Origin of the sequence: Arthrobacter sp. ISL-65 (assembly GCF_018613795.1) — a bacterium.
In the GTDB taxonomy this organism is placed as follows: Bacteria; Actinomycetota; Actinomycetes; order Actinomycetales; family Micrococcaceae; genus Arthrobacter.
In genome coordinates, this window is record NZ_JAGGPN010000038.1 from 128,044 (window position 1) to 150,777 (window position 22,734).

The 22,734-nt window shown below is 65.8% G+C and carries 22 protein-coding genes and 1 pseudogene; 12 read left to right on the forward strand and 11 right to left on the reverse strand.

All coding sequences use genetic code 11. The features are described 5' to 3' along the window. Positions 1-3: 3 nt before the first annotated feature. A complete protein-coding gene (locus tag J7I85_RS16360; RefSeq protein ID WP_214853604.1) occupies positions 4-1,233 on the reverse strand; it encodes a cysteine desulfurase family protein in 1,230 nt (409 codons plus the stop codon). Positions 1,234-1,280: 47 nt separating this feature from the next. Then, a complete protein-coding gene (locus J7I85_RS16365; RefSeq protein WP_214853607.1) occupies positions 1,281-1,970 on the reverse strand; it encodes a metalloregulator ArsR/SmtB family transcription factor in 690 nt (229 codons plus the stop codon). A gap of 92 nt (positions 1,971-2,062) precedes the next feature. Between J7I85_RS16365 and J7I85_RS16370 the strand changes: the two genes are divergently transcribed. After that, entirely contained in the window at positions 2,063-2,509 is a 447-nt protein-coding gene (locus J7I85_RS16370) for a hypothetical protein (RefSeq protein ID WP_214853613.1), read from the forward strand. On the opposite strand, the gene J7I85_RS16375 is transcribed toward J7I85_RS16370, so the two are convergent. Next, the gene (locus J7I85_RS16375; protein ID WP_251024428.1) at positions 2,479-3,174 is read right to left on the reverse strand and encodes a hypothetical protein; all 696 of its coding nucleotides are present in this window, start codon (positions 3,172-3,174) and stop codon (positions 2,479-2,481) included. The genes J7I85_RS16370 and J7I85_RS16375 overlap by 31 nt on opposite strands. A 124-nt stretch (positions 3,175-3,298) precedes the next feature. Here J7I85_RS16375 and J7I85_RS16380 point away from each other — a divergent pair. Further along, a pseudogene (locus J7I85_RS16380) lies at positions 3,299-3,886 on the forward strand (leucine zipper domain-containing protein). 31 nt (positions 3,887-3,917) lie between these two features. On the opposite strand, the gene J7I85_RS16385 reads toward J7I85_RS16380, so the two are convergent. The 3 genes from J7I85_RS16385 to J7I85_RS16395 all read right to left on the reverse strand — a co-directional run bounded on the left by J7I85_RS16385 (position 3,918) and on the right by J7I85_RS16395 (position 7,019). Then, positions 3,918-4,835: a hydroxymethylglutaryl-CoA lyase gene (locus J7I85_RS16385; protein WP_214853614.1), complete on the reverse strand. Its 918-nt coding sequence runs from the start codon at positions 4,833-4,835 to the stop codon at positions 3,918-3,920. Further along, a complete protein-coding gene (locus J7I85_RS16390) occupies positions 4,835-6,106 on the reverse strand; it encodes a CaiB/BaiF CoA-transferase family protein (protein WP_214853616.1) in 1,272 nt (423 codons plus the stop codon). The genes J7I85_RS16385 and J7I85_RS16390 overlap by 1 nt, the downstream gene beginning before the upstream one ends. Positions 6,107-6,221: 115 nt before the next feature. Next, a complete protein-coding gene (locus J7I85_RS16395) occupies positions 6,222-7,019 on the reverse strand; it encodes an IclR family transcriptional regulator (protein ID WP_214853619.1) in 798 nt (265 codons plus the stop codon). 211 nt (positions 7,020-7,230) lie between these two features. Between J7I85_RS16395 and J7I85_RS16400 the strand changes: the two genes are divergently transcribed. From J7I85_RS16400 to J7I85_RS16410, 3 genes are all read left to right on the forward strand, one after another. Continuing rightward, positions 7,231-8,070 (forward strand): ABC transporter ATP-binding protein, encoded by an 840-nt coding sequence (locus J7I85_RS16400; protein ID WP_214853621.1) that lies wholly within the window; start codon positions 7,231-7,233, stop codon positions 8,068-8,070. Continuing rightward, on the forward strand, positions 8,067-8,912 hold the full coding sequence (locus J7I85_RS16405; RefSeq protein ID WP_214853624.1) for an ABC transporter permease: 846 nt from the start codon (positions 8,067-8,069) through the stop codon (positions 8,910-8,912). The genes J7I85_RS16400 and J7I85_RS16405 overlap by 4 nt, the downstream gene beginning before the upstream one ends. 90 nt (positions 8,913-9,002) lie before the next feature. Continuing rightward, positions 9,003-10,085 (forward strand): ABC transporter substrate-binding protein, encoded by a 1,083-nt coding sequence (locus J7I85_RS16410; RefSeq protein WP_214853627.1) that lies wholly within the window; start codon positions 9,003-9,005, stop codon positions 10,083-10,085. 148 nt (positions 10,086-10,233) lie between these two features. Here J7I85_RS16410 and J7I85_RS16415 read toward each other — a convergent pair whose 3' ends face one another. Then, entirely contained in the window at positions 10,234-10,776 is a 543-nt protein-coding gene (locus tag J7I85_RS16415; RefSeq protein WP_308159526.1) for a flavin reductase family protein, read from the reverse strand. A 247-nt stretch (positions 10,777-11,023) separates the two neighbouring features. Here J7I85_RS16415 and J7I85_RS16420 point away from each other — a divergent pair, with 247 nt between their 5' ends. The 5 genes from J7I85_RS16420 (at position 11,024) to J7I85_RS16440 (ending at position 15,040) form a co-directional block, all read left to right on the forward strand. After that, positions 11,024-11,965, forward strand: a complete 942-nt coding sequence (locus J7I85_RS16420) for a J domain-containing protein (RefSeq protein WP_214853630.1) — start codon at positions 11,024-11,026, stop codon at positions 11,963-11,965. Positions 11,966-12,023: 58 nt separating this feature from the next. After that, positions 12,024-12,491, forward strand: coding sequence for a tRNA (cytidine(34)-2'-O)-methyltransferase (locus J7I85_RS16425; RefSeq protein ID WP_214853633.1), 468 nt, complete (start codon positions 12,024-12,026; stop codon positions 12,489-12,491). Between the two features lie 215 nt (positions 12,492-12,706). Further along, a complete protein-coding gene (locus J7I85_RS16430) occupies positions 12,707-13,312 on the forward strand; it encodes a sigma-70 family RNA polymerase sigma factor (protein ID WP_214853636.1) in 606 nt (201 codons plus the stop codon). Between the two features lie 2 nt (positions 13,313-13,314). Then, the gene (locus tag J7I85_RS16435; RefSeq protein WP_214853639.1) at positions 13,315-14,202 is read left to right on the forward strand and encodes an anti-sigma factor domain-containing protein; all 888 of its coding nucleotides are present in this window, start codon (positions 13,315-13,317) and stop codon (positions 14,200-14,202) included. A 76-nt stretch (positions 14,203-14,278) separates the two neighbouring features. Next, positions 14,279-15,040: a MerR family transcriptional regulator gene (locus J7I85_RS16440; protein WP_214853642.1), complete on the forward strand. Its 762-nt coding sequence runs from the start codon at positions 14,279-14,281 to the stop codon at positions 15,038-15,040. On the opposite strand, the gene J7I85_RS16445 is transcribed toward J7I85_RS16440, so the two are convergent. The 4 genes from J7I85_RS16445 to J7I85_RS16460 all read right to left on the reverse strand — a co-directional run bounded on the left by J7I85_RS16445 (position 15,041) and on the right by J7I85_RS16460 (position 19,417). Further along, complete coding sequence (locus J7I85_RS16445) at positions 15,041-15,820, reverse strand: PIG-L deacetylase family protein (protein WP_214853645.1); 780 nt, start codon at positions 15,818-15,820, stop codon at positions 15,041-15,043. Positions 15,821-15,824: 4 nt separating this feature from the next. Continuing rightward, the gene (locus tag J7I85_RS16450; protein WP_214853648.1) at positions 15,825-16,778 is read right to left on the reverse strand and encodes an electron transfer flavoprotein subunit alpha/FixB family protein; all 954 of its coding nucleotides are present in this window, start codon (positions 16,776-16,778) and stop codon (positions 15,825-15,827) included. 15 nt (positions 16,779-16,793) lie between these two features. Then, on the reverse strand, positions 16,794-17,594 hold the full coding sequence (locus J7I85_RS16455) for an electron transfer flavoprotein subunit beta/FixA family protein (protein WP_214853940.1): 801 nt from the start codon (positions 17,592-17,594) through the stop codon (positions 16,794-16,796). Positions 17,595-17,833: 239 nt separating this feature from the next. Further along, a complete protein-coding gene (locus tag J7I85_RS16460; RefSeq protein WP_214853650.1) occupies positions 17,834-19,417 on the reverse strand; it encodes a S1C family serine protease in 1,584 nt (527 codons plus the stop codon). A 308-nt stretch (positions 19,418-19,725) separates the two neighbouring features. Between J7I85_RS16460 and J7I85_RS16465 the strand changes: the two genes are divergently transcribed. After that, positions 19,726-21,780 carry a TPM domain-containing protein gene (locus tag J7I85_RS16465; protein WP_214853652.1) on the forward strand — a complete coding sequence of 685 codons (2,055 nt, stop codon included), beginning with the start codon at positions 19,726-19,728 and terminating at the stop codon, positions 21,778-21,780. A 109-nt stretch (positions 21,781-21,889) separates the two neighbouring features. Next, complete coding sequence (locus J7I85_RS16470) at positions 21,890-22,684, forward strand: PspA/IM30 family protein (RefSeq protein WP_214853655.1); 795 nt, start codon at positions 21,890-21,892, stop codon at positions 22,682-22,684. The last annotated feature ends 50 nt before the right edge of the window (positions 22,685-22,734 follow it).

Sequence of the window (22,734 nt, forward strand, 5' to 3'; positions counted from 1 at the left end):
AGATCAGCTGATGCCGGACCCCTGCCGGGCAACGGTGGCAGCCGTCTGAATGGAGGATTCATGTCCGGCCATTCCGGCCTGCCGCGCCCGGGCATAGGCACCTGGCAGGGCCGCGAGGAGTGCATCGACGTCCGCTTCCGTCGAAGGATGCCCCAGGGTGAAGCGCTGTGCACCGCGCGCCGTCTCCTCGTCCAGGCCCATGGCAAGGAGGACATGCGACGGACGCGGAACACCTGCCGTGCACGCGGAGCCGGTGGACGATTCGACGCCGGCCAGGTCCAGGAGGAACAGCAGGGAGTCGCCCTCGCAGCCGGGGAACGTGAAATGGGCGTTGCCGGGCAGTCGACCCTCGCCCTCCGTGCCGCGCAGCAACGCCGCTGGAACTGCGTCACGGACCCCCGTGATGAGTCGGTCGCGCAGCCCGGAAATCCGCGCCGCCTCGGCCTCGAGGTTCCTCGCGGCCGAGTCAGCAGCGGCGGCGAAGGCCGCTATGGACGCCGTGTCGAGCGTCCCCGAGCGGACGTCGCGCTCCTGGCCGCCGCCGTGCTGTACCGGGGTGAGCTTCACCGACCGCCCAAGGATGAGCGCACCGACGCCGACCGGCCCGCCGATCTTGTGTCCCGAGATGGACATGGCATCCAGCCCGGAGGTCCGGAAATCCAAAGGAATCGAGCCAAACGCCTGGACCGCGTCGGAATGCACCGGCACGCCGGCGGCATGCGCGAGCTCCACCACCCGGTGGACGGGCTGGATGCTGCCCACCTCGTTGTTGGCCCACATGACGGTCACCAGGGCAATAGACTCGGGCTCACGCACCAGTTCGGCCTGCAGCGCTTCGAGGTCCAGCACGCCGTCCTGGTTGACGGGCAGCCACGAAACTTCCGCCCCTTCGTGGCGTTCCAGCCAATCCACGGTGTCCAGCACGGCATGGTGCTCGACGGCGGAGCACAGGATCCGGCGCCGGCGCGGGTCTTCCGCCAGCCGGCACCAATACAGGCCTTTGACGGCCAGGTTGTCCGCTTCGGTGCCGCCCGAGGTGAAGATAACCTCCGAGGGATGGGCGCCTGCCGCGGCGGCGAGGGTTTCCCGCGCATCCTCCACGGAGCGTCTCGCCCGGCGGCCGGAGCCGTGGAGGGACGACGGATTTCCGGTCCGGGACAGCTCGCGCGTCAGTGCAGCCAGGGCTTCGGCGGCGATGGGTGTGGTGGCGGCATGGTCCAGGTAAACAGGCACGCTTAAATTCTAGACGCCGCGGGGTTTCCGCCGCCGCCGGGCATCAGTCAGGGCCTGATCCTGGCGCAGCAGCGCCCGGCCGTCCTGTCCTCCACTATTTTCTCCTCCGGCACCCCGCAGGCAGCGGCGGCACCACTCAAAAACGCCCCGTTCATGGCGCACACCACGTCCGCGTGCCCGTCAGCGAGCCGGTGGAAAGGACAGTTCATCAGGATGGTGCCGCCCTCGGCGTCCTGTTCGGGCATGTAGCCGATGCTCCCGAGCACTTCATCCAGGGATGATCCGCTCCCACCCAGGGCACGGCCCCGGGAGTAGGACGCGTCAGCCAGTGCCTCGCGCACCCCTCCCCCGCCGGCCATGGAGGATCCAATCGCGGTGGCCATCAGCTCTCCGGCCAGGTCGTAGCTCCGGTCCGGTACCGACGCTCCCACTTCTTCCAGCGCCGGGCGGTACAGCTTCGCCGGACGGCCCGACCCCGGGCCGGCTTTTTCGCCGAGCTTGCGGAACTCGACGGCGAGCAGCCCGTCGCGGACCAGCCTGTCCAGGTGGAAGGACACTGTAGACCTGGGCATGCCCAGCGCAGCCGCAGCGTCGTCCCGCCCCACTGACGACGACTGCCCGGCGACGTACTCAAAAAGGCGCCGCCTGCTGGCGTCACCGAGCGAGGCCAGGGCGGCCAGGCGACCGGTCCACGAAAGAGCGGTCTTTGACTCGCGGCTCTCAACTGGTCGGCTCATGAATCCAGCGTAACTCTAAAATCAAGATCCGTTGCTAAAGAAGGAGCGGTGGTTCTAAAATCAGGTTATCTACTTTTAGAAGGGAGTCCGTCATGAAAACCACGGCACTGAAGGAGACCGGAAGCCCGCACACGCTCGCAGCGGATCCGGCCCGCCAGGCGTTCCTGGTCCTGCGCACCGTCTTCACTGTGGCGCCCATCCTGTTCGGCCTGGACAAGTTCACCAACCTCCTGACCGACTGGACCGGCTACCTCGCACCGATGGTTCCGGCAACGGTTCATCTGCCCGCGCAGACGGTGATGTATGCCGTCGGCGTCGTGGAGATAATTGCGGGAATCCTGGTAGCCGTCCGGCCGCGGATCGGTTCGCTCGTGGTAGCTGCCTGGCTCCTCGGGATCATCGTGAACCTGGTCATCCTCGGCGCCTATTACGACGTCGCGCTGCGCGACTTCGGACTATTTGTGGGGGCACTGGCCCTCAACCGGCTGGCCACCGCCCCAGCACCTCATCAGCCGGGCGGAACCACCGTCAGCCACTGAGCAATGTCTGCCCGGGCGGCGGCGAGCGCCGCCGCCGTCGGGCACGACGCCGACACATACACGGACGAGCCGGCCGTACCGAAAACGCGGGCCAGCACCGCGGTGGCCCTCTCGGCTTTCTGACCTGTTGGTTTGGCGGCACGTTCCAGAACCAGTACATCCGCGGCCGGCCCGGGCTTGCCCCGCTCACCGCCCCACCGCAGCGATGCCGGCTTCAAATAAGCGGGCAGGACAGTGGGGTCCAGATAGGCAAAAAGCGCCGCCGTCGATTCCCTGTCATCGGCCGCCACCAGGGGCCACTGGTTCTGGCGTACCTCGGCCGCCACCTTGCAGCCGTCGGATTTTTGATAGCGGCTTGCGCCACCCGCATTACTGACCACCTGTTTCCATTGCGGCGCTTCGCCCAGGTCCTCCGACAGCCCGACGGGAACCCCGTGCGCCAGCGTGGCCCCTGCCGAGAACGGCATGTCGCGGGCGGCCACGGCACCGGCGTCGTGTCCGGGGGTAATAGTCGGCGTGCCCGGTCCACTGCTGAGAGGCGGGTTACTCGGGGCAGCCGGATCCGGGACACCAACACTGCAACCGCCGAGAAAGGCAGCGGCCGCAACGGCTGCCATCACCACGCGTGTACCGCGGGCATCACCGCGACCTGTCCGAACTCCCATTCGGAAAAGTCTAGATGTATTGACCACGGACGTTAGTGACGCTCGGCGTAGTTTGGTAACATGAAGAAGACCTCCGGGTGGAGTGGGGCTTGTCTAGAGTCCAATTCCACGCACGGAGGTCTTCGTGTCCCGCCCTAACGCTCTTCTGACGCCTCGTGGCCGGCTGCAGCGCGCGCAATGTGTCCGTTGACCAGTGCTGGAGTTGCGCCGGGCCGCCGAGCGGTTTCAGGTGTCGGTGCCAACTGCTGCGCGTTGGGCCCTGCGCTACCGCCAGCACGGCCCGGATGGGATGGAGGACCGCTCCAGCCGCCCGCATTCTTCTCCCCGGCGGATGGCAGCTTGTGCGGAGCGGCGGATCATCGCCGTGCGCGTGAACCGCCGGTGGGGCCTGCACCGGGCGGGTGATCCGCCGCTACGAACACGACGAGCCCGGGGACCTGATCCATGTCGACATCAAGAAACTCGGCCGGATCCCGGACGGCGGCGGACAACGGGAACTGCTACCGGTGCCGGGCCTTCGCTCAGGCCCTGGGCCCGGACATCAAGCACAAACGCACCCGCCCCTACCGCCCACAGACCAACGGCAAGGACCGAGCGTGTCGCAGCTTTCCCCGAATGGCTCCACGCCCACAATCACCATCGAGCCCACACTGCCCTCAAAGGTCAGACACCGGCCAGCCGCGTCACCAACTTCTCAGGTCAATACGACTAGCGGGAGGGTTGCCCCGACTGACCTGCACAACTCACGCAGCCTTGGGAAACACCCCGGCACCTGCCAGTCCTGAACGAGGCGCCGTCTCCACCTTGGCGCAGATCCAGCGGCCGAGTTCGGTGGCCGCCACAGGATCGATGGAGGTGCTGAACCCTGCGCGTTCCAGCATCCACACCAGGTCCTCCGTGGAGATGTTGCCGGCCGCACCCGGTGCAAAGGGGCAACCGCCCAGGCCTCCTACCGCGCTGTCGAAAACGCCGACGCCGGCCGCCATGGCCGCGTAAGTGTTAGCCAGCGCGGTGTGGCGTGTTTCATGCAGATGCGCCCGCAACTGCACGTCCGTTTCCGAGCGCAGCTCGCCGAACACATCACCGACCTGCCAGGGGACGGCACAGCCGATGGTGTCCGCCAGGGCAATCTCCGCCAGCGCTCCGCGCTGCAGCGCTGAGCGGACCACAGCAAGAGTCTGCTCCTTGGGCACGTCGCCCTGGTAGGGGCAGCCGAAGGCGACGGCAGCAGTCACGGTGAGGGGAATCGAAGCCTCGGCGGCGATCGAGGATACTTCCTCGAGTGAATCGAGGGCTGCGGCCACGGTGGTCTTCTGGTTCGCGGCGGCGAAGGCGTCTGTCACCGGCAGCACGTAGTTCATTTCGTCCACCCCCGCATCCACGGCACGGACGGCACCCTTAGTGTTCAGCACCAGCCCGATGAAACTGGCCCCGGCCTCCCGGGGCACGCCTGCCATGACCGCATCTGCGTCTGCCATCTGCGGGACCTTCCGGGGGTTCACAAAGCTGACCGCCTCAATCCTCCTCGCGCCCAGAAAGATGAGCTCATTGATGAGCCGCAGCTTGTCCTCGGTGCTGACCGGCACCTTTTCGTTCTGGAGCCCGTCCCGCGGACTGACGTCCACGATGGAAATTGGTCTCGAAGCCTGTACGTGATTCATCAGATTGCACCTTCATCCCTGGCGTCCTGCAGTTCCTTGGCGGAGAGCTTGAGCAGCCCCCCGTAAATTTCCCGGTTGTGGGAGCCCGGTGCCAAGGGCCCGCTCCAGCCGATCTCCCCTGTGCTGCGGGTCAGCCTGGGAATGATTCCGGGTTGCACCACGGTGCCCAGCTGCTCGTCCGGCACATCGACCAGCATTCCCCGGGCGCGCAGCTGGGGGTCCTGGAAAATGTCCTCGATGCTGCTGACCGGGCTGTTCGGCACGGAGTAGCCGTCCAACAGCGAGGTCAGCTCCTCATGGCTGAAACCGGCAGCCCATTGGGCAATCAGTGACTCCAGCTCATCCTGATGGGCGCCCCGGGCCGCGTGGTTGCTGTACCGTACGTCTGACGCCAGCTCCGGCCTACCCATGGCGGCAGCCAGCCGCACGAACACCGAGTCCTGGTTGGCTGCGATGACCACCCACTTGCTGTCCTTGGAACGGAAGATGTTCGACGGCGCGATCCCTTTGAGGCCGGAACCGCTGGGACCCGGGACCACCCCGGTTGCCGCATAATCAGGCACGGCACTCTCCAGGAGCGAGAAGCAGGCTTCCACGAGGGACACATCCACCACCTGCCCCGTTCCCCCGCGGGCGTCCCGCCAGTACAGGGCCAGCAGGATTCCCTGCAGCGCATAGAGCGACGCTAGGCTGTCCCCCAGCGAAATGCCGGTCCGCGGAGGCGCCTGATCGGGATAGCCGTTCAGGTACCGCAGGCCTCCGCGCGCCTCGGCAACGGACGCGTAGCCGGGTTTTTGTGCATCGGGTCCGGTCTGGCCGTAGCCGGACACCCGGGCAATAACGAGCCCGGGATTGACCTTCCAGAGTTCCTCGGGTGCAAGTCCCAACTTCTCGAGGGTCCCGGGGCGGAAATTCTCGAGGATGACGTCCGCCTCCTTGCAGAGCTCCAAGAACAGCCCGTGGCCGCGGGGGGACTTGAGGTCCAGCGTGACGCATTTCTTGCCGCGCGACTGCACCGACCACCAGAGAGTGTGCCCCTGGACCCTGGCCCGGCCCCACTCCCGCATTGGGTCCGGCTGCTCCGGCGACTCAATCTTGATGACCTCCGCACCGAAGTCGGCAAGCTGACGGCCGGCGAAGGGGCCCGCGATCAGGGATCCAAGTTCAAGGACGCGCACGCCTGCCAACGGACCGGCGGTGTGGGGAGGGCCCGGTCGGGGGTCAGAGCCCGGCTCGCCGCCTCGCGCGGTGGTCTCGGAAACCTTCGCCATCTTTGGAACTCCTGTTCTGCCAGCGTCGGCAATCCGGGACAGAGTCCACGGATTCGGTTAGCGGGAGCCTATTGAGCCGTTCCTCTTTGGCGCCAGACTCTTTCACATTGTGGACCTAAATCCACGATGCGGATAGTCCTTCCTGCGGAATTGCTCCTCCGATGACCCGGGTTGATTCCTCGGCCGCGGCGAGGACGGGTTCCACCCAGGAGGCGCACACGTCGTAGGGCATCCTCATCGCGGGACCCATGACGGTCAGGGCGCCGAAGAGTTCACCTTGCGGCCCAAAGATCGGTGCCGAGATTCCGCTCGCACCCGAAACGCGTTCACCTGTGGTGATGGCGAACCCCTCCACCCTGGTTTTGGCCACGGCCGCTTCAAGGCTGGAGGCATCCGTGATTGTCTGCTCCGTCAGCGAGTGCAGCCCCGAGCGGTAAACCTGTTCGGCCACATCCGGGTTCCACGCCAGGAGGACACGGCCGGCGGCACCGACGTGCAGCGGCATGATCTCCCCCACCTGCACCACTCGCCTCAGCATTCGGCGGGTTTCCGCAAGGGCAATGCACACCCGCTTCCCCTGGGACTCACGGAAAATGCAAGCCGTCTCTTCGAGTTCATCACGCAGCCGCCGCAGCACCGGCGTGAGCAATTCGAGGAAGTCGAGCCCCTGCGTTGCCGGGGCGGCCCAGTGGGCCATGCGGACTCCGACGCGGAACCGGTCCCCATGCCGGTCCAGGATGCCCTCCTGAACCATATTGGCAACCAGGCGCTGGACCGTGGAGTGGGGTACGCCCGTGGCCGAGCGGATTTCGGCCAGTGAAAGCTCAGGCTGGGTGAGCGAAAAGGCATCCAGGATGGACGTGATCTTCCGAAGAACCAGCAGCGGCGTAGCCGCGGTTTCGTTGGAACTCATGGACAAAGTGTATGAGCCTTCAGCCCGTTGAGTGTGACCCGGGTTACTGCTACCATCATGTCCACATCATGATGGAGAACCCACGATGTGGCAAAAGTCCAAGGCCTCGGAGAAGAGGCCAAGGACATCGGGGGCGACAACACGCACTCGCCCCACCAAGAGAATTAGCAGCGACAAGAAGCGGCCAGCGCCGGCCGGGAAGAGTGCAATGATGCCAGCTGCAAAGGCAGACACCCCGACGTACGCGGTGGAGCTCAACGGGTGTACTAAGCAATTCCCCACGCCAGGGGGTGAGACTTACTTCGCCGTCCGCGATATCGACCTCAAGGTCGAGCCCGGCCGCTTCGTCTCGATTGTCGGCCCCACCGGCTCCGGTAAATCCACCATCCTCAACATGGCGGCCGGACTTCTGAATCCCAGCGCGGGCACCGTGCAGAGCTTCGGCGAACCGGTGAGCGGCGTGAACCGGCGTGCCTCTTACATGTTCCAGCAGGACCCCCTTCTGCCGTGGAAGACGGTAATCGACAACGTGAGCCTCGGACTGACGATGGCCGGCGCATCGAAGGCGGAAGCCCATTCAGAGGCACGGCGCTGGCTCGAGAAGGTTGGACTCAAGAATTTCGCGGACCGCTACCCGCACCAGCTCAGCGGAGGCATGCGCAAGCGCACAGCCATCGCGCAGGCCTGGATCGTCAACCCGGACGTCCTGCTCATGGACGAACCATTTTCAGCACTCGACGTGCAGACCCGCCAGATCATGGAGAACGAACTCCTTCAGCTTTGGCAGGAATCCGGTAAGGCAGTCGTCTTCATCACTCATGACCTGGATGAAGCCATCGCCCTCTCCGACGAGGTGGTAATCCTCGGGGCGGGGCCGGGCAGCACCGTGGTGGGCAGCTACGAGATAGACATTCCGCGCCCGCGCGATCTGCTCGACATCCGCGATGACCCGAAGTTCGTGACCCTCCACCGCGAGATCTGGGGCAGGCTGAAGATCGAAGTTTCAAAGACGTACGAAACGGCAATGGCGGAAGAAGGCGAAGTCGCATGACGCTCGTGGGATCCAAGAAAAGCGGGCTCTCCGCGGCATTGGACGGCGGCACGCGCCGGCGTACCCGCAGGACGGAGATGTCCCCGCTGGCGATGCGAAGCACGCAACTCCTCCTCACCATCGCGGTCCTTGGCGTCTGGGAGCTTTCCGTGCGCGCCGGGATCGTTGACGAATTCTTCTTCCCGCTTCCCTCCGACATCTTCCAGACAGTCTGGCTGTGGGTGTCGTCGGGGTTCGTGTTCCCGCACCTATGGGTCACGATGCAGGAGGCCATTCTGGCTTTTCTCGTGGGTGCCGCCGCCGGCCTTCTCCTGGGCTTCCTCCTTGCGAGGGTCCGTTTTCTTGAGAGGCTCCTTGATCCGTTCCTGCAGATGTTCAACGCCCTTCCCCGCGTGGTCCTGGCACCGATCTTCCTGCTCTGGTTTGGACTGGGCATCTGGTCCAAGGTCGCATTCGGCTTCACGCTGGTGTTCTTTATCGTCTTCTTCAACACCCTGGAGGGCGTCAAGAGCGTTGACCGCGTGCTGGTGGACAATGCCCGGATGCTGGGCGCATCAGAGAAGCAGCTCCTGCGCCACGTGTTCATCCCCAGCGCACTGACCTGGATCTTCTCCAGCCTGCACATCAGCGTGGGTTTCGCCATCACAGGCGCCGTGGTGGGCGAGTACCTCGGCGCTTCAGCCGGGGTGGGCTACGCCATTGCTCAGGCTCAGGGCGTCTTCGACACCAAGGGCGTTTTCGCGGGCATGTTCATCCTGATGATCGTGGTCCTCATCATCGACCTCCTCGTCAACCGGCTGGAGCGGCACCTCCTCCGGTGGCGCCCAACCCAGTCGTCCTAAACGGCCAACTACCAGCACCACGAGCACTACTGCAGCCTGAGGCCTTCGGCCCCTGACCAACCAACACCACAGCCCAAGAAGGGACCCCCGATGACTCACAACGTAAACCGGCAAAGGCACCGCCGCCTTGTCCGGCCGCTCACCATCATCGCATCCGTAGCCCTGGCCCTTTCAGCCTGCGGCGCTCCGTCCGCTGCGCCACCCGGCCAGACCGGAACCGGCGCAGCGGGTGGTGACGGCGGAGGCTCCAAGGTGATTATCGGCATCGGCGGTCAAACACTCCTGACTTACCTTCCCACCACCCTTGCCCAGGAGCTTGGCTACTACCAGGAGGAGGGCGTGAACGTCGAGCTGCAGGACCTCCAGGGCGGATCGAAAGCCCTGACGGCCATGATCGGCGGCAGCACGCATGTGACCAGCGGATACTACGAGCACACCATCCAGATGCAGGCGAAGAACCAGAAGGTCAAGGCCTTCGTCGATATGGGTGAGTCCTCCGGTCTTGCCTTGCTGGTGGCGCCGAAGAATGAGGGCCAGATCAAGTCGATCGCGGATCTCAAGGGCAAGAACGTCGGCGTGACCTCACCTGGGTCGTCCACGGACATGTTCGTCAAGTTCCTGCTGGCCAAGAACGGCATGCGGCAGACAGATGCCGCGGTGTCCGCGATTGGCGCCGGCTCCTCGGCCGTTGCCGCCATGGAGCAGGGCCAGGTGGATGCCGCAGTGATGCTAGAACCGGACATCTCCGTGCTGACCAAGCGGATCGGCCACGAACCTGTGCTTCTGGAGGACGTCCGCACTGCCGAGGGGCTGAAAGAGGTGTTCCAGACCGCCGCCTGGCCGTCGTCGAGCCTCTATGCCAAGACCGAATGGCTGGACCAGAACAAAGAGACAGCCGGCAAGCTCGCCAGGGCCATCAAGCGCACCCTGGAATTCATCGCCGGGCATTCCGGTGAGGAGATCGCAGCGAAGATGCCGGAGAAGTTCTCGGGCGGAGACAAGGCCCTGTACGCCAAGGTGATCGAGGACCTGAAGCTGACGCTGAGCAAAAATGGCGCCTTCGCCGAGGAAGGCGTCCAGGCGGTGCTGAAGACCCAGCAGGTGGCAAACCCTGAAGTCGGGGACAAGGCCATTAAGCTCGAGGAAACTTACACGAATGAATTCGTGAAGTAGAACCGTGGCTGGCGGGCCCGGCATCCACAGCGGATGCCGGGCCCGCACCACATAACCGCGTCCCACTTATCAGCGCCCACTTATCACCGGAACGCACGCCTTAACACTGAACGCGGTCCCGCCAGCTGCAAACAACAGCAGGTGGGCGTCACGCCTCCGGCGTGTCGCGCCGTCGGAAGTCCCCGGGCCACTCGGCCTTGCGGATCCGCGCCAGCTCCTCAACTGGTCCGAGGTGCCCCCATTCGTCCCGCCCCAGCCGCGCAAGGGGCCCGAGGAGGTCGATCCGGGGGTGGCTGCCTTCCAGAACCCCGGTGGAGACGGCGGCATGGGTGACCTCGCCGAACACCAGGACGCAGTCGCCGATCTCCAGAGTGGAATGCAACCGGCATTCAAGGGCTACCGGAGACTCTGCAACCCGCGGCACAGTGACCGTCAATCCCGGTTCGCGGGTAACTCCGGCAGCGTCGAACTCGCTGACGTCGGGCGGAAAGCTGGTGCCGGTTGCATTGACCTCGGCCATGAATTCAGCCGGCGCGAGGTTCACGACGAACTCCCCGCGTTCGGTGATGTTCCGCAGGGAATCCTTCCTGCCCACGGAAGTGAACTGGATGATCGGCGGCGTCACCGAGGCAACAGTGAAGAAGGAATGGGGAGCGAGATTGTCCACGCCCTCCGCGGACGTGCTGGACACCCAAGCGATGGGGCGGGGCACCACAACGGCCGTGAGTAGCCGGTAGAACTCCGCCGAGGACAATTCAGCAGGCCTGGAAATCCTTGCGCATGGCCCCAGCCTAGCTGTATTGACCACGGACGTTTCCGCCGGCGGGAACCGGCAACCCTGCTGCGGTCGTTGTTCCAGAAGAGCGTCAAGACCGGCTTATATGCTTGGCACACCGGACAGCGCATGCACGCCGGCAACAACGACTTAAGGACCATGCTTGACCAAGGGCAGCAGTTCCCACTACGAAGTGCTCCGCGTGGCGGTGACCGCGACGGAGAGGGAGATCAAGGTGGCGTACCGCAAGGCTGCCCGCGCTTCGCATCCCGACCACGGCGGCGACGCCGCGACGTTCCGGCAGGTGACCCTTGCATATGAAACGCTCATTGATCCCCAGCGACGGGCCGCCTACGACCGCTCCTACGCGACCGGCCCGCGCAGGAGCCGCGCAGACGACGAAGCGCACTTCGACGCCCCGGCCGCCGGCAGCCACGCCTCGGCGACAATCCACAAACCGGGAACGCCCCGGAACACCTCCGGCGATGCCCCTGTCTACGTGCCGCCCTTCGACACGCCGGGCGCCGTTCCGCTCCTCCCGCCGGAGCTGGCCAGCCAGCAGGTCCACGGCATGCCCAGGAAGCGGGGCATCTTCGGCGCCGAAGCCAGGATCCAGCGCGAGCTGCGCACGGTACAGCTGATCAGCAGGCAAGTCCTGCCGGCGATCCCGGCGGCGCGCCTGATCAATGGGCTGCAGTCGCCGGCGGACAACAGCCACATCGACCACGCGCTGCTCTCGGGCTACCGGCTTGCGCTGATCGGCTCCATGCTGCTGCCCAAAGGCGCCTACGCCTGGGACGGAAACACGCTCAATCACGGCGGCAGGTCAGTCGCCCCGCCACAGCTGGCCCACGTGGTCCGGCGGATGCAGGACATTTTTCCCGAGCTCAACGTGACCGGGTGGACCGTGGTCCACAGCCCGGACGGCAACCTCCACGAACCCGTCATCGACCGCCACCGCCGTTCCCGCGGCGGCTCCGACGTCGTCCAGGTGGTCAATGCCGCCGGCCTGGCCCGCGGGCTCAAGGATTTCCTGGCCTCCGGTCCTGCGCCGAACACCGTCAATGTCCAGGTGCTGGCCAGGCTGCTCAGGGGCATGCACTAAGCCATGCACTGAGGTCCTGCCCGAAGAGTGCCGGATTTTCCGACGCTAGGATTGAATCGTGTTCCGCATCCTCTTCCACACGCCCGAAATTCCCGGCAATACGGGCAACGCCATCCGTCTCGCCGCCATCACCGGCGCCGAACTCCACCTCGTGGAGCCGTTGGGCTTTGACTTCTCCGATGCCAAACTCCGCCGCGCCGGCCTGGACTACCACGACCTTGCGGTGGTCACCGTCCACCCCAATATCGAGGCCGCCTGGGAGGCGCTGCAGCCGGAGCGCGTCTTCGCCTTCACCTCCGACGGCGAGGTGTCCTACACGGACATTGCCTACCGGCCCGGTGATGTCCTGCTGTTCGGCCCGGAGTCGGTGGGCCTGCCGGACGACCTGAAGCGCGACCCCCACATCACGTCCCGGGTCCGCCTGCCCATGCTGCCGTCGCTGCGGTCACTGAACCTGGCGAATGCGGCATCCATCGCCGTCTACGAGGCCTGGCGCCAGCAGGGTTTCACCGGCGCGCAGCTCTGAGCGCAGCCCATGGCACGGGCACCCATCCGAAGCCCGTTCCGCGCCGAATCCCTCCTGAGCACGTCCAAAGGGCGCGCACATCCACAGGGCGTAAGGAGCGGCAGGTGAAAACACTCCAACCGGGCAACGCGGCCTTCCGTTTTGCCCGGCATGATGCTGCCATAGCCCAAACCCGTGTGCAGCACCCGCCGGCAGGCAACCTATGCTTGAGAGTGATGGAAACTCCCAACGCGCCGAACTTTGACGCTCCCGCGCCGCCCGGCACCGCCGTCGACCTTAACCAGCAGCTGGCACGGCTGCTGGCGCGGATTGCCGACGGCGACCAGGCGTCCTTCGCCGAGTTCTACCGGCTGACGTCGCGGCGGGTGTTCGGCATGGCGCGCCGGGTGCTGATCGACCCGGAGCTCAGCGAGGACACCACGCAGGAGGTCTTCCTGCAGGTCTGGCAAAACGCCGGCAAGTTCGATCCGGCGAGCGGAAGTTCCCTGGCCTGGCTCATGACCATCTCGCACCGCAGGGCCGTGGACAGGGTCCGGTCCTCGCAGTCCGCGAGCGACCGTGAGGCGAGGTACGGCGCCAACAGCCAGGACATCGACCATGACTCGGTGTCCGACGAGGTGGACACCCGGCTGGAGGCCGAAGCTGTGGTGCGCTGCCTGGAGACCCTGACCGAGACGCAGCAGGAATCCGTGCGGCTCGCCTATTACGGCGGCCTCACCTACCGCGAAGTGGCTGAAAAGCTGAATGCGGCCATTCCGACCATTAAGTCCCGCATCCGCGACGGACTGATCCGACTCAAGACCTGCCTGGGGGTGAGCTGACAATGACCGATACGAATGATTCCCGCGGGCGCCAGCTGCCCAGGGCATTTGCTGCCGATATTTCCACCGACCTTGCGGCCGGCCGGGCAGTCGAGCTCGCTGAAATCTACGCTCTGGACGCCATCAGCGACGCAGAGCGCGAGGCCATCGATGCCTACGTCAGCGGTGCTCCCGAAGCTGAACGCGCGTCCTTCAACGACCGCGTCCGCCAGGCCAGGGAGACTCTGGCGTTGTCCTTTACGGCCGAGGAGGAGCCGCCTGCGGACCTGTTCGCCCGAATCGTCGCGCAGCTTCCCGCTGCTGCACCGGCGGCGGGGCCGGCCAGGGCACATGCCGCTACGGCAGAAACCGTCGCAGGTGCGCCGGAGGCCCTACCCACGGCGGAGCCGGCCCCCGCTGCTGACGAACTCTCCGCTGCGCGCCAGCGCCGTGAAGTACGACGCCGGACGTCCGGGCTCCGTAACTGGCTGATCGGTGTTGCGGCTGCTGCTGTGATCGCGCTCGGCGGTGTTGGGGTCGGGGCCTACCTGGCCAACCAGAACGATCCCTTCAACCAGGTCATCGAGGCACAGGACGCGCGGCAGGCGACTGTCGACGTCAATGGCGGAGGGACGGCAACGGTTTCGATCTCGCAGTCGCATGATGCGCTGGTGGTGCGGATGAAGGATGTGCCGCCGCCGCCCGCGGGCAAGGTCTACCAGATGTGGCTGATTCCCAAGGATGGTTCCACCCCTGTTTCACAGGGCCTGATGGACGCGGAGGCACTGTCGAAGCCGGCCCTGGTCAAGGGCATCGGCTCCGCGGCCGCGCTCGGCATCACGGTCGAGCCCGTCGGCGGGTCCGCTACGCCTACGCTCCCCACTGTGGCTGCCGCCCCGCTGAACACCTGAGCCTGGCTGACACCTGGACCAGAGCTACTTGTTGCAGGCTTGACGTTGACGTTGCGTCAACTTCTACGCTGTAGGGATGAAGCAGGAAGAACACCCGAGCTGGTCCATCGCCGAGCTGGCGAAGCTGAGCCGGGTCTCATCCAGGACCCTCCGGCATTACGACCAGGTGGGGTTGCTGCAGCCTGCCTACACCGGGCACAACGGCTACCGCTACTACACGCAGCCTGAACTGCTGCGTCTTCAGCGGATCCTGCTTCTGCGCGAACTTGGCCTGGGCCTGGAAACCATAGGCCAGGTTCTGGACGGCCAGGCAGACCAGCTGGATGCACTGAGCGTGCACCGGAAATGGCTGCTGGCCGAGCGCGACCGCCTGGACCGGATGGCCAGGACTGTCGGCGCCACCATATCGGCACTGCAGCGAGGAGACGCCATGTCAGGCGAGGAAATTTTCAAGGACTTTAACACCAACCCCTACGAGGAGGAAGCCCGCCAGCGGTGGGGCGACCGGGCCGTTGAGGACAGCAAGGCCCGGCACGCAGCGCTCAGCGCGGCCGACAAGCAGGCCTTCATGGCGGAGGCCGGGGCGGTCAACGAGGAGCTGGCCCGGTGCCTGGACTCCGGTCTGCCGGCGGACGACTCCCGGGTGCAGGCCGCCGTCGAACGCCACTACCGCTGGGTCTGCGTCAGCTGGACGCCGGACGCGGACAGCTACGTTGGCCTGGGCCGGATGTACGTCGAGGATCCGCGGTTCACCGCCTCCTACGACAAGAGCCGCGCAGGCCTCGCCTCCTACCTGCTGGAGGGGATCAAGGTCTACGCGGCGTCGCAGCTTAGGTAGCTAGAAGCCGGCGATGGTCCCCGGGCCATTGACCATGACCACGTGGAACGCCTCGGCGCTCCGGCCGGCGGGCAGGCCGGAGCGCTCGGCGTTCACCTGCATGCCGCGCCGGACGGTGGCCTCCATGGCCTCGGCATCGGGATGTTGGCTGACGTGCACGTGGATAGCCTCAAGCTTGCTCTCCACATGCTTCGTGACGTCCACAAAGTGGTTCTCCCGCTCCTCCGGACCGGCGTAGAGCCACAGCCACGGAAGCTTGAAGGCCTCAAGGCCGGCCTCGGCGAGGTCAGGGTACGCGAACGGGTTTTCCACTGCCGGGTAGATGGCACGGGTGACCGCCTCCCCCACCGCCAGATGGTCCGGATGGCTCTTCTGGATGCGCTTCCAGTTGCGCTCCGGATGCATGGAAAGCACGACGTCGGGCCGGAGTTCGCGGATCAGCTTCACCACACCGCGCATCACCTCGTGGTTCGGTTCAAGGTAACCGTCCCGCTGGTGCAGGTAGTGGATGTCCGTGACGCCGACGAGAGCCGCGGCGCGTTCCTGCTCGGCCGCCCTGAGGGCGATGATTTCGGCGCGCTGCGCAGGGTCGAAGCCGCCGGCGTCGCCGTCGGTCATGATGCAGTAGCTGACCTGGACGCCGGCCGCGGTCCACGCGGCGATGGTGCCGGCGGCGCCGAAATCGATGTCGTCCGGATGGGCTGAGAAACAGAGCACCCGCTCAATCCGGTGCTGTTCCGGATTGAACGGGCTCTGCGCTGGTGCAGCGTTTGGGGTCAAGGATTCAGCCCTTGCGCTTCTTGATCTCTTCAGTCGCCTGCGGCAGCACCTGGAAGAGATCGCCGATGATGCCAAAGTCCGCGATTTCGAACACGGGTGATTCCGCGTCCTTGTTCACGGCGACGATCACCTTGGCGGTCTGCATGCCCGCCTTCTGCTGGATGGCGCCGGAGATGCCGGCGGAAATGTAGAGCTGCGGCGAGACGGTCTTGCCGGTCTGGCCGACCTGGGCGTCGTGGTTGATCCAGCCGGCGTCCGTTGCCGCGCGGGAGGCGCCCACAGCCGCACCCAGTGCGTCAGCAAGTTCCTCCACGGGACCGAAGTCGCCGTCGAGGCCGCGTCCGCCGGCCACCACGATGCGCGCGTCGGTGAGGTCCGGGCGGCCGCTGGCGACCTTCTGTTCCCGGGAAGTGATGCGGGCTGCCGCGGCGGCTGCGTCGGCGGGGACATCAACAGTGAGGGTTTCCGCTGCGCCGGGAGCCGTCGCGGGTTCGGGGTCCACGGTGTTGGCCTTCACGGACAGCACGGTGACCGCGGTGGTGGCCTTCGCCGTCGTGGTGTACGAACCGGCGAGCACCGACTTATGGGCGGTGCCGTCGGCGTCAACCGCGACGACGTCGGTGATCACGCCGGCGCTCAGCCGGATGCCGAGTCGGGCAGCGATTTCCTTGCCCTCAGGCGAGTTTTCGAGCAGGACGGTGGTGGCACCGGACTTGTCCGCCACGGCAGCCAGGAAGGCGGCCTTCGGTGCGACCAGGTAATCGTCGAGGTCCGCCGCGGACGGACGGAAGACGGTGGCTGCGCCGTAGGCACCCAAAGTGCCGGCGACGTCGTCGGACAGTTCGCCGTTGACCGCCACGGCAGTTTCCCCGAGGGAGCGGGCGATGGTGAGGAGTTCCAGGCTGCTCTTCTTGAGAGCCTGCCCGGGGTTGTCAATGAATACCAGTACGTTTGCCATGTTTGTGGAGTCCTCTTAGAGCAGCTTCTGGGCGGCCAGGAAGTCAACCAGCTTGATGCCGGCGTCGCCTTCGTCCGTGATGATGGTGCCGGCAGTGCGCGGCGGGCGTTCCTCGGCCGCCGTCACGCGGGTCCAGGATCCGGCGTGGCCCACCTGGGAGGAATCCACTCCGATGTCAGCCAGGGACAGGGTAGTGATGCTCTTGCGCTTGGCCGCGATGATGCCCTTGAAGTTCGGGTAGCGCGGTTCATTGATCTGGTCGGTCACGGAAACCACTGCGGGCAGCGACGCCTCAACCGTCTCCGAGTGGGTGTCCGCATCGCGGCGTGCCGAGACGCGTCCGCCGTCGACCTCCAGGGAGGAGGCGAACGTAACCTGCGGAAGCCCCAGACGCTCGGCGAGCTGCGCGGGCACCAGGGACGTCTCGCCGTCGGTGGAGGCCATGCCGGTCAGGACGAGGTCCACGGGGGTGTCGGCGCCGAGGTGGCGGACGGCGGCTGCGAGCGCCAGGGAGGTGGCGGCCGCATCAGAGCCGGCGAGGGCCCCATCGGTGAGGTGCACGCCTTCGGTGGCACCGATCTGCAGGGACTTCTTGATGGCGTTCACGGCGCCGGCCGGTCCCATGCTCAAAGCGATCACCTTGTTGCCGGCCTTGGCACCGCCGCGCGCTTCGGCCAGCTGCAGCGCGGCCTCCAGGGCGTACTCATCCAGTTCAGACAGGATGCTTTCGTCGCGGTCCGTGGTGTGGCCCTCGCCGCTGAGGTGCCGGTCGAACTGGGCGTCCGGCACATGCTTGACCAGGACGACGATCTTCAATGTCTCTTCCACTGTATTTACAGCAGCCTTCCGTGCTTGTGGATAGCCAGCCGGGTGAGGTCGTGGCCGTGGAACGCCCGGGATACGGGTAGCTCCTAGCTAACCATATTGGGCCCGTCATATGACGTCCCGTTAACGCCTGTGTCAAAGGCCGGAGCCACAGGCAGGGACAACGACGGCGGGCCGCGCCCCAGGGGCGGCCCGCCGTCGTGCTGGGCGCAGTTATGCTCTGCGGCCGCCTATTGCTCTGCCGCTGCGCCGAGCGTGACGTCCAGTTGCTGCTCACGGTTGTTGCGCAGGACCGTGATCTTCACTGACGAGTTCGATGGCTGCTCGCGGACGGCTGCCGTCAGCTGGTTCGGGTCACTGATCGCCAGGTCGTTGAAGCGCGTCACCACGTCGCCCACCTTGATCCCTGCCTTGGCCGCCGCCGAGCCCTGCTCCACCGAGGCCACATCGGCACCCGTCGAGAACCCGGCGTCCGATGCCGACTTCGGCTGGACGCTCACGCCCAGCTGGCCGTGTGTGGCCTTGCCGTTGTCGATGATTTCCTGCGCCACGCGCCTTGCATTGTTGATCGGTATGCTGAAGCCCACGCCGATGTTGCCTGTTCCGCTTGCAGCGGAGCTGCCGCCGGCGGAGGCGATCGCGACGTTGACGCCGATTACTTCACCCTTGCTGTTCACCAGGGCACCACCGGAGTTGCCCGGGTTGATAGCCGCATCCGTCTGGATGACATTGATGGCGATCGATCCCTTGCTGGCCGAGCTCTGGCCCTGCCCCTGGCCCGGAGGAGCGAACTCGAAGCCCTGGTCGCCGCCCTGGGAGTTGTCCGTCCCCTGCTTCGGAGCTGCCGAGGACGCGACACTGATGGTCCGGTTCAGCGTGGAGACGATGCCGTCCGTCACCGTGCCGGTGAGGCCCAGCGGCGAACCGATGGCCACGGCCGTGTCCCCGACGTTCAGCTTGCTGGAATCACCCAGGGCTGCCGGCGTGAGCCCGGATGGGTTGTCCACCTTGATGACCGCGAGGTCGGAGAGCGGGTCGGTGCCAACGACCTTGGCGGTGAGGACGCGGCCGTCGTTCGTGCGGATTTGAATGTCTGCGTTCGCGGTGGAGCCGTCCAGCGTCACAACGTGGGTGTTGGTGAGGATGTGGCCCTGGTCGTCGAGGATAACGCCGGAGCCGGTGCCGCCTTCGCTGCCGCTGGTGGCTTTGATGGTCACGACGCTCGGTGACGCCTTGACGGCCGCGGCCGTGATCTCGTTGACCGAGTCCTGGTTGTTGACGATCACGGTGCCGGGCTGGCTGCCGGAGCTGACGGCCGGCGCGGTGCCGCCGGCATCGAACAGGTTGCCGGAGCCAACGGTTGCAACTCCGCCACCCACGAGGCCTGCCGCGAGGATGCTGGCCACGAGGGTGCCGACGCCGAACGTCGCCTTGCGCTTGGGCTGGCTGGAACGGTGGTCCTGGAACGCGGAATGCGAGTTGTGCTGGGAGTATTGGGTACCGATCGGCTGGGTAGCCGGTGCCGACTGCTGCCCGTAGAAGGGGGCGCGCTGGGGATAATCGGGATGCGGGCCGCCGGTCCCCTGCTGCTGGTTTGGGTCGTGCGCGGGCCGGTACAGCGGCATGGTGGGGTTCCTATCGGAGTCCAGGCGCACCGTGGGGTTCTCGGAAGCGTTGGCGGTGCGATGCTCGCCGTCCTGCTGCGCAGGAGGCTGGAGACCCTCGGCGGGCTCAGGCCGAGGGGTCGGATCAACAGGCCGCCCTGAAGGATCTCGGTTCTCAGGTGCTGCGCCCGGTACTGGGTGCTCAGTCATTGGACTTCCTTTCATCCTCGTCTGTATTAACTATGGACGATCCGACTGAAACTAAAACGGACGTTTGCTGGGAGGTTCCTGAATGGCCTCCGAGATGGTATTCCTGACCAGTGTTCTGGACAGCCACCAAGGTCTCCAGCGCTTTTCGCTGGTGGCATATTCCCCGCCGTGGACGCTCCCGCTGGTGCACCATAGAATCAAGAAGAATTGCCACAGCGACCTGCGGCTTTACACCCGGCGTGGGGGCGCTGCTGCATTCTACGACGGCTGTTCGTCCCGAACCAGCCGCGGCGTGCTGAAGGGTTGCCATGCGGTCAATGTTGAAACGTGTTCTCGCCGTGATCGGCCTGACGGGAATGCTGGCGGTTCCGGCCGCGGCAGCCTGGGCGGACGATCCGGTAACCATCCCCTCCGGCCAGAACATCGTCGACGACGCCAACGTCCTCGGCAGCCGCAAGGGCGAAGTTGAGGACTCCATCCAGAAACTCCTCAAGGACCACAAGTACAACCTGTACGTGGTCACCGTGAAGTCATTCGAAAATCCCACTGATGGCAAATCATGGGGACAGGCCGTGGCCACCAAAAAGGGCATGGGCAGGGCGGACGTTCTGCTGGCGATCTCCACCGATGGGCACTATTACTTCGCCCCCAACACGGCGAGCTCCATAGCGTCGAAGACGGGGAACATCACGCAGAACGCCATCGCGGCCAACCTCGGCGGCGGCAAGAGAGACTTTGCGCAGGCCGCCATTGATACTGCGGCCGCCATCGGCGACGCAGCAGGCGGCGGAAGCGGCACAGTCCCCTCGGGCGCCGGTGCGGGCACGGCCGTCCTCGTGGGCGCCGGCGTCGTGGCCGCCGGTGGCGCGGGCACATATCTATACCTGCGCAACAGGCGCAAGAAGGCAGGACAAGCGTCCAGCGCAAGCTACGGCCCGCAGGGCGCCGAACTCGATCCCCTGGCCGGCATGAGCATCGACGATCTGCGCAGGAAGAGCGGCTCCCTGCTCATCGAAGCCGACGACGCGATCAAATCGAGCGAACAGGAACTGGGCTTCGCGGAGGCGCAATACGGGGAAGCGGCCGTGGGCAACTTCACCAAGGCGCTCCAGGAAGCAAAGGCGCACATGTCCGAGTCGTTCAAGCTGCAGCAGCAGCTGGACGACCACATCCCCGACACCGAAGAACAGCAGCGCAGCTGGCTCGGCGAAATCATCAGGCGGTCCGAAGCGGCTCTGGCGTCGCTGCAGGAGCAGAAGGCCGACTTCGACTCGCTGCGCGAACTCGAGAAGAACGCACCCCGGGCACTCGCGGCCGTGGACGCGGGCGCCGCGGAGGCAGACGCGAAGATCGCCCGGGCGGAGCAGACCTTGGCGGAACTGCGCGGCAAGTATGCGGACAGCGCTCTCGCCCAGATCTCGGACAACATTCTGCAGGCCAAAGAGCGGCTGACCTTCGTGCAGAATGCCAGCGCCACCGCGCGTGAAAAGCTCGCATCCGGAGAGAGCAGTCTCGCCGCCGTGGCCGTCCGGGCGTCGGAGGAGAGCCTGCACCAGACGAACGTGCTACTGGACGCAATCTCCAAGGTCGCTGGCAACCTGGACTCGGCCCGTCAGGGACTGGAGTCCGCTGTTGTGGACACATCCCAGGACCTTGCCCAAGCGCGGGCCATGATCCAATCCGGTGCCCACCCGGAGCTCGAGGGGCCGGTGGCCGGGGTCGAAGCGGCCCTCGCCCGCGTGAAGAGCGAAATCCAGAGCGGCAAGATTGACCCCATCGCCACTCTGGAGCGGGTCGAATCGGCCCACCAGACCCTCGACCAGGCCCTGGGCGGGATCCGGGACCAACAGGAGCAGGCCCGCAGGGCACAGGCCTCGCTGCAGCAGACCATCATGTCCGCCCAGGCCCAGATCAGTGCCACGTCGGATTACATCACCGCCCGCCGCGGCGGTGTGGGCACCGAGGCGCGGACCCGCCTGGCAGAGGCCCAGCGCAACCTCGATTACGCGCTGTCCATCTCACGCAACGACCCCGTGACCGCGCTGACCTACGCGCAGCAAGCGCATGCGCTGGCTGCCCAGGCAGCCCAGCTGGCCCAGTCCGACGTCGACAGCTTTGGGTACGCCAACCAGGGGTACGGCCAGGGATACGGGCGCGGCGGCATGTTCGGCGGCGGCGGCGGAGGCGGCGGCCTGGGCGGCGCCATCCTTGGCGGCATCCTCATCAACTCAATCCTCAACGGCGGCAGCGGCGGCGGCTGGGGCGGCGGCCACAGCGACGGCGGCGGCTGGGGCGGCGACTCCGGCGACTCCGGCGGCTTCGGCGGCGGCGACTTCGGCGGCGGCGACTCGGGCAGTTTCTAGCCGGCAAGACTCAGCGACGGCCGGTGCATCGGGGCCGGCGGGTGGAAGCAGTACATCAACAGTTCACTGAAATCAGTGGCACATACGGAGCAGGACGAAAGGTAACACCATGGTTAAGCAGTCCATTTTCGGCCGCATGGCGCAGCTCGCTAAAGCGAACATCAATTCCTTGCTGGACCAGGCCGAGGACCCGCAGAAGATGCTCGACCAGATGGTGCGGGACTACACCAACAACATCGCCGAGGCCGAGTCCGCAGTGGCGCAGACCATCGGTAACCTCCGGATGCTGCAGGACGACTACAACGAGGACGTGAAGAACGCCCAGGACTGGGGCAACAAGGCTCTTGCGGCTTCACGCAAGGCCGATGAGTACCGCGGCAACGGCAACGCCTCCGATGCCCAAAAGTTCGATAACTTGGCAAAAGTTGCCCTGCAGCGCCAGATGGCTTCCGAAAGCGAGGCCAAGGCCGCTGAACCGAGCATCGCATCACAGACGGACGTGGTGGACCGCCTTAAGACCGGACTCGACCAGATGAAGGGCAAGCTGAACCAGCTCACGAGTAAGCGCAATGAACTGGTCGCCCGCTCCAAGACTGCGGCTGCCCAATCCCAGGTCCACGATGCCCTGAAGAGCATCGACATCATGGACCCGACAAGCGAGGTTGGCCGATTCGAAGAGAAGATCCGGCGCGAGGAAGCCAAAGTCCGCGGCCAGCAGGAGCTCGCGGAGTCGAGCCTTGACGCCCAGTTCAACCAGCTTGAGGACCTCGGTGAGCAGACGGAAATCGAGGCCCGCCTGGCGGCACTGAAGTCCGGGAACGCGAAGCCGGCCATTGGGGCAGGAGGCACCGCGGCGGCCGCGTCCGCGAACACGGTGGACGAGGAAGACTTCGACAAGCTGTAAGGCTGCGGCCCGCACGGGCGCCACGGCAGGGGTCGGGATCCACATGGATC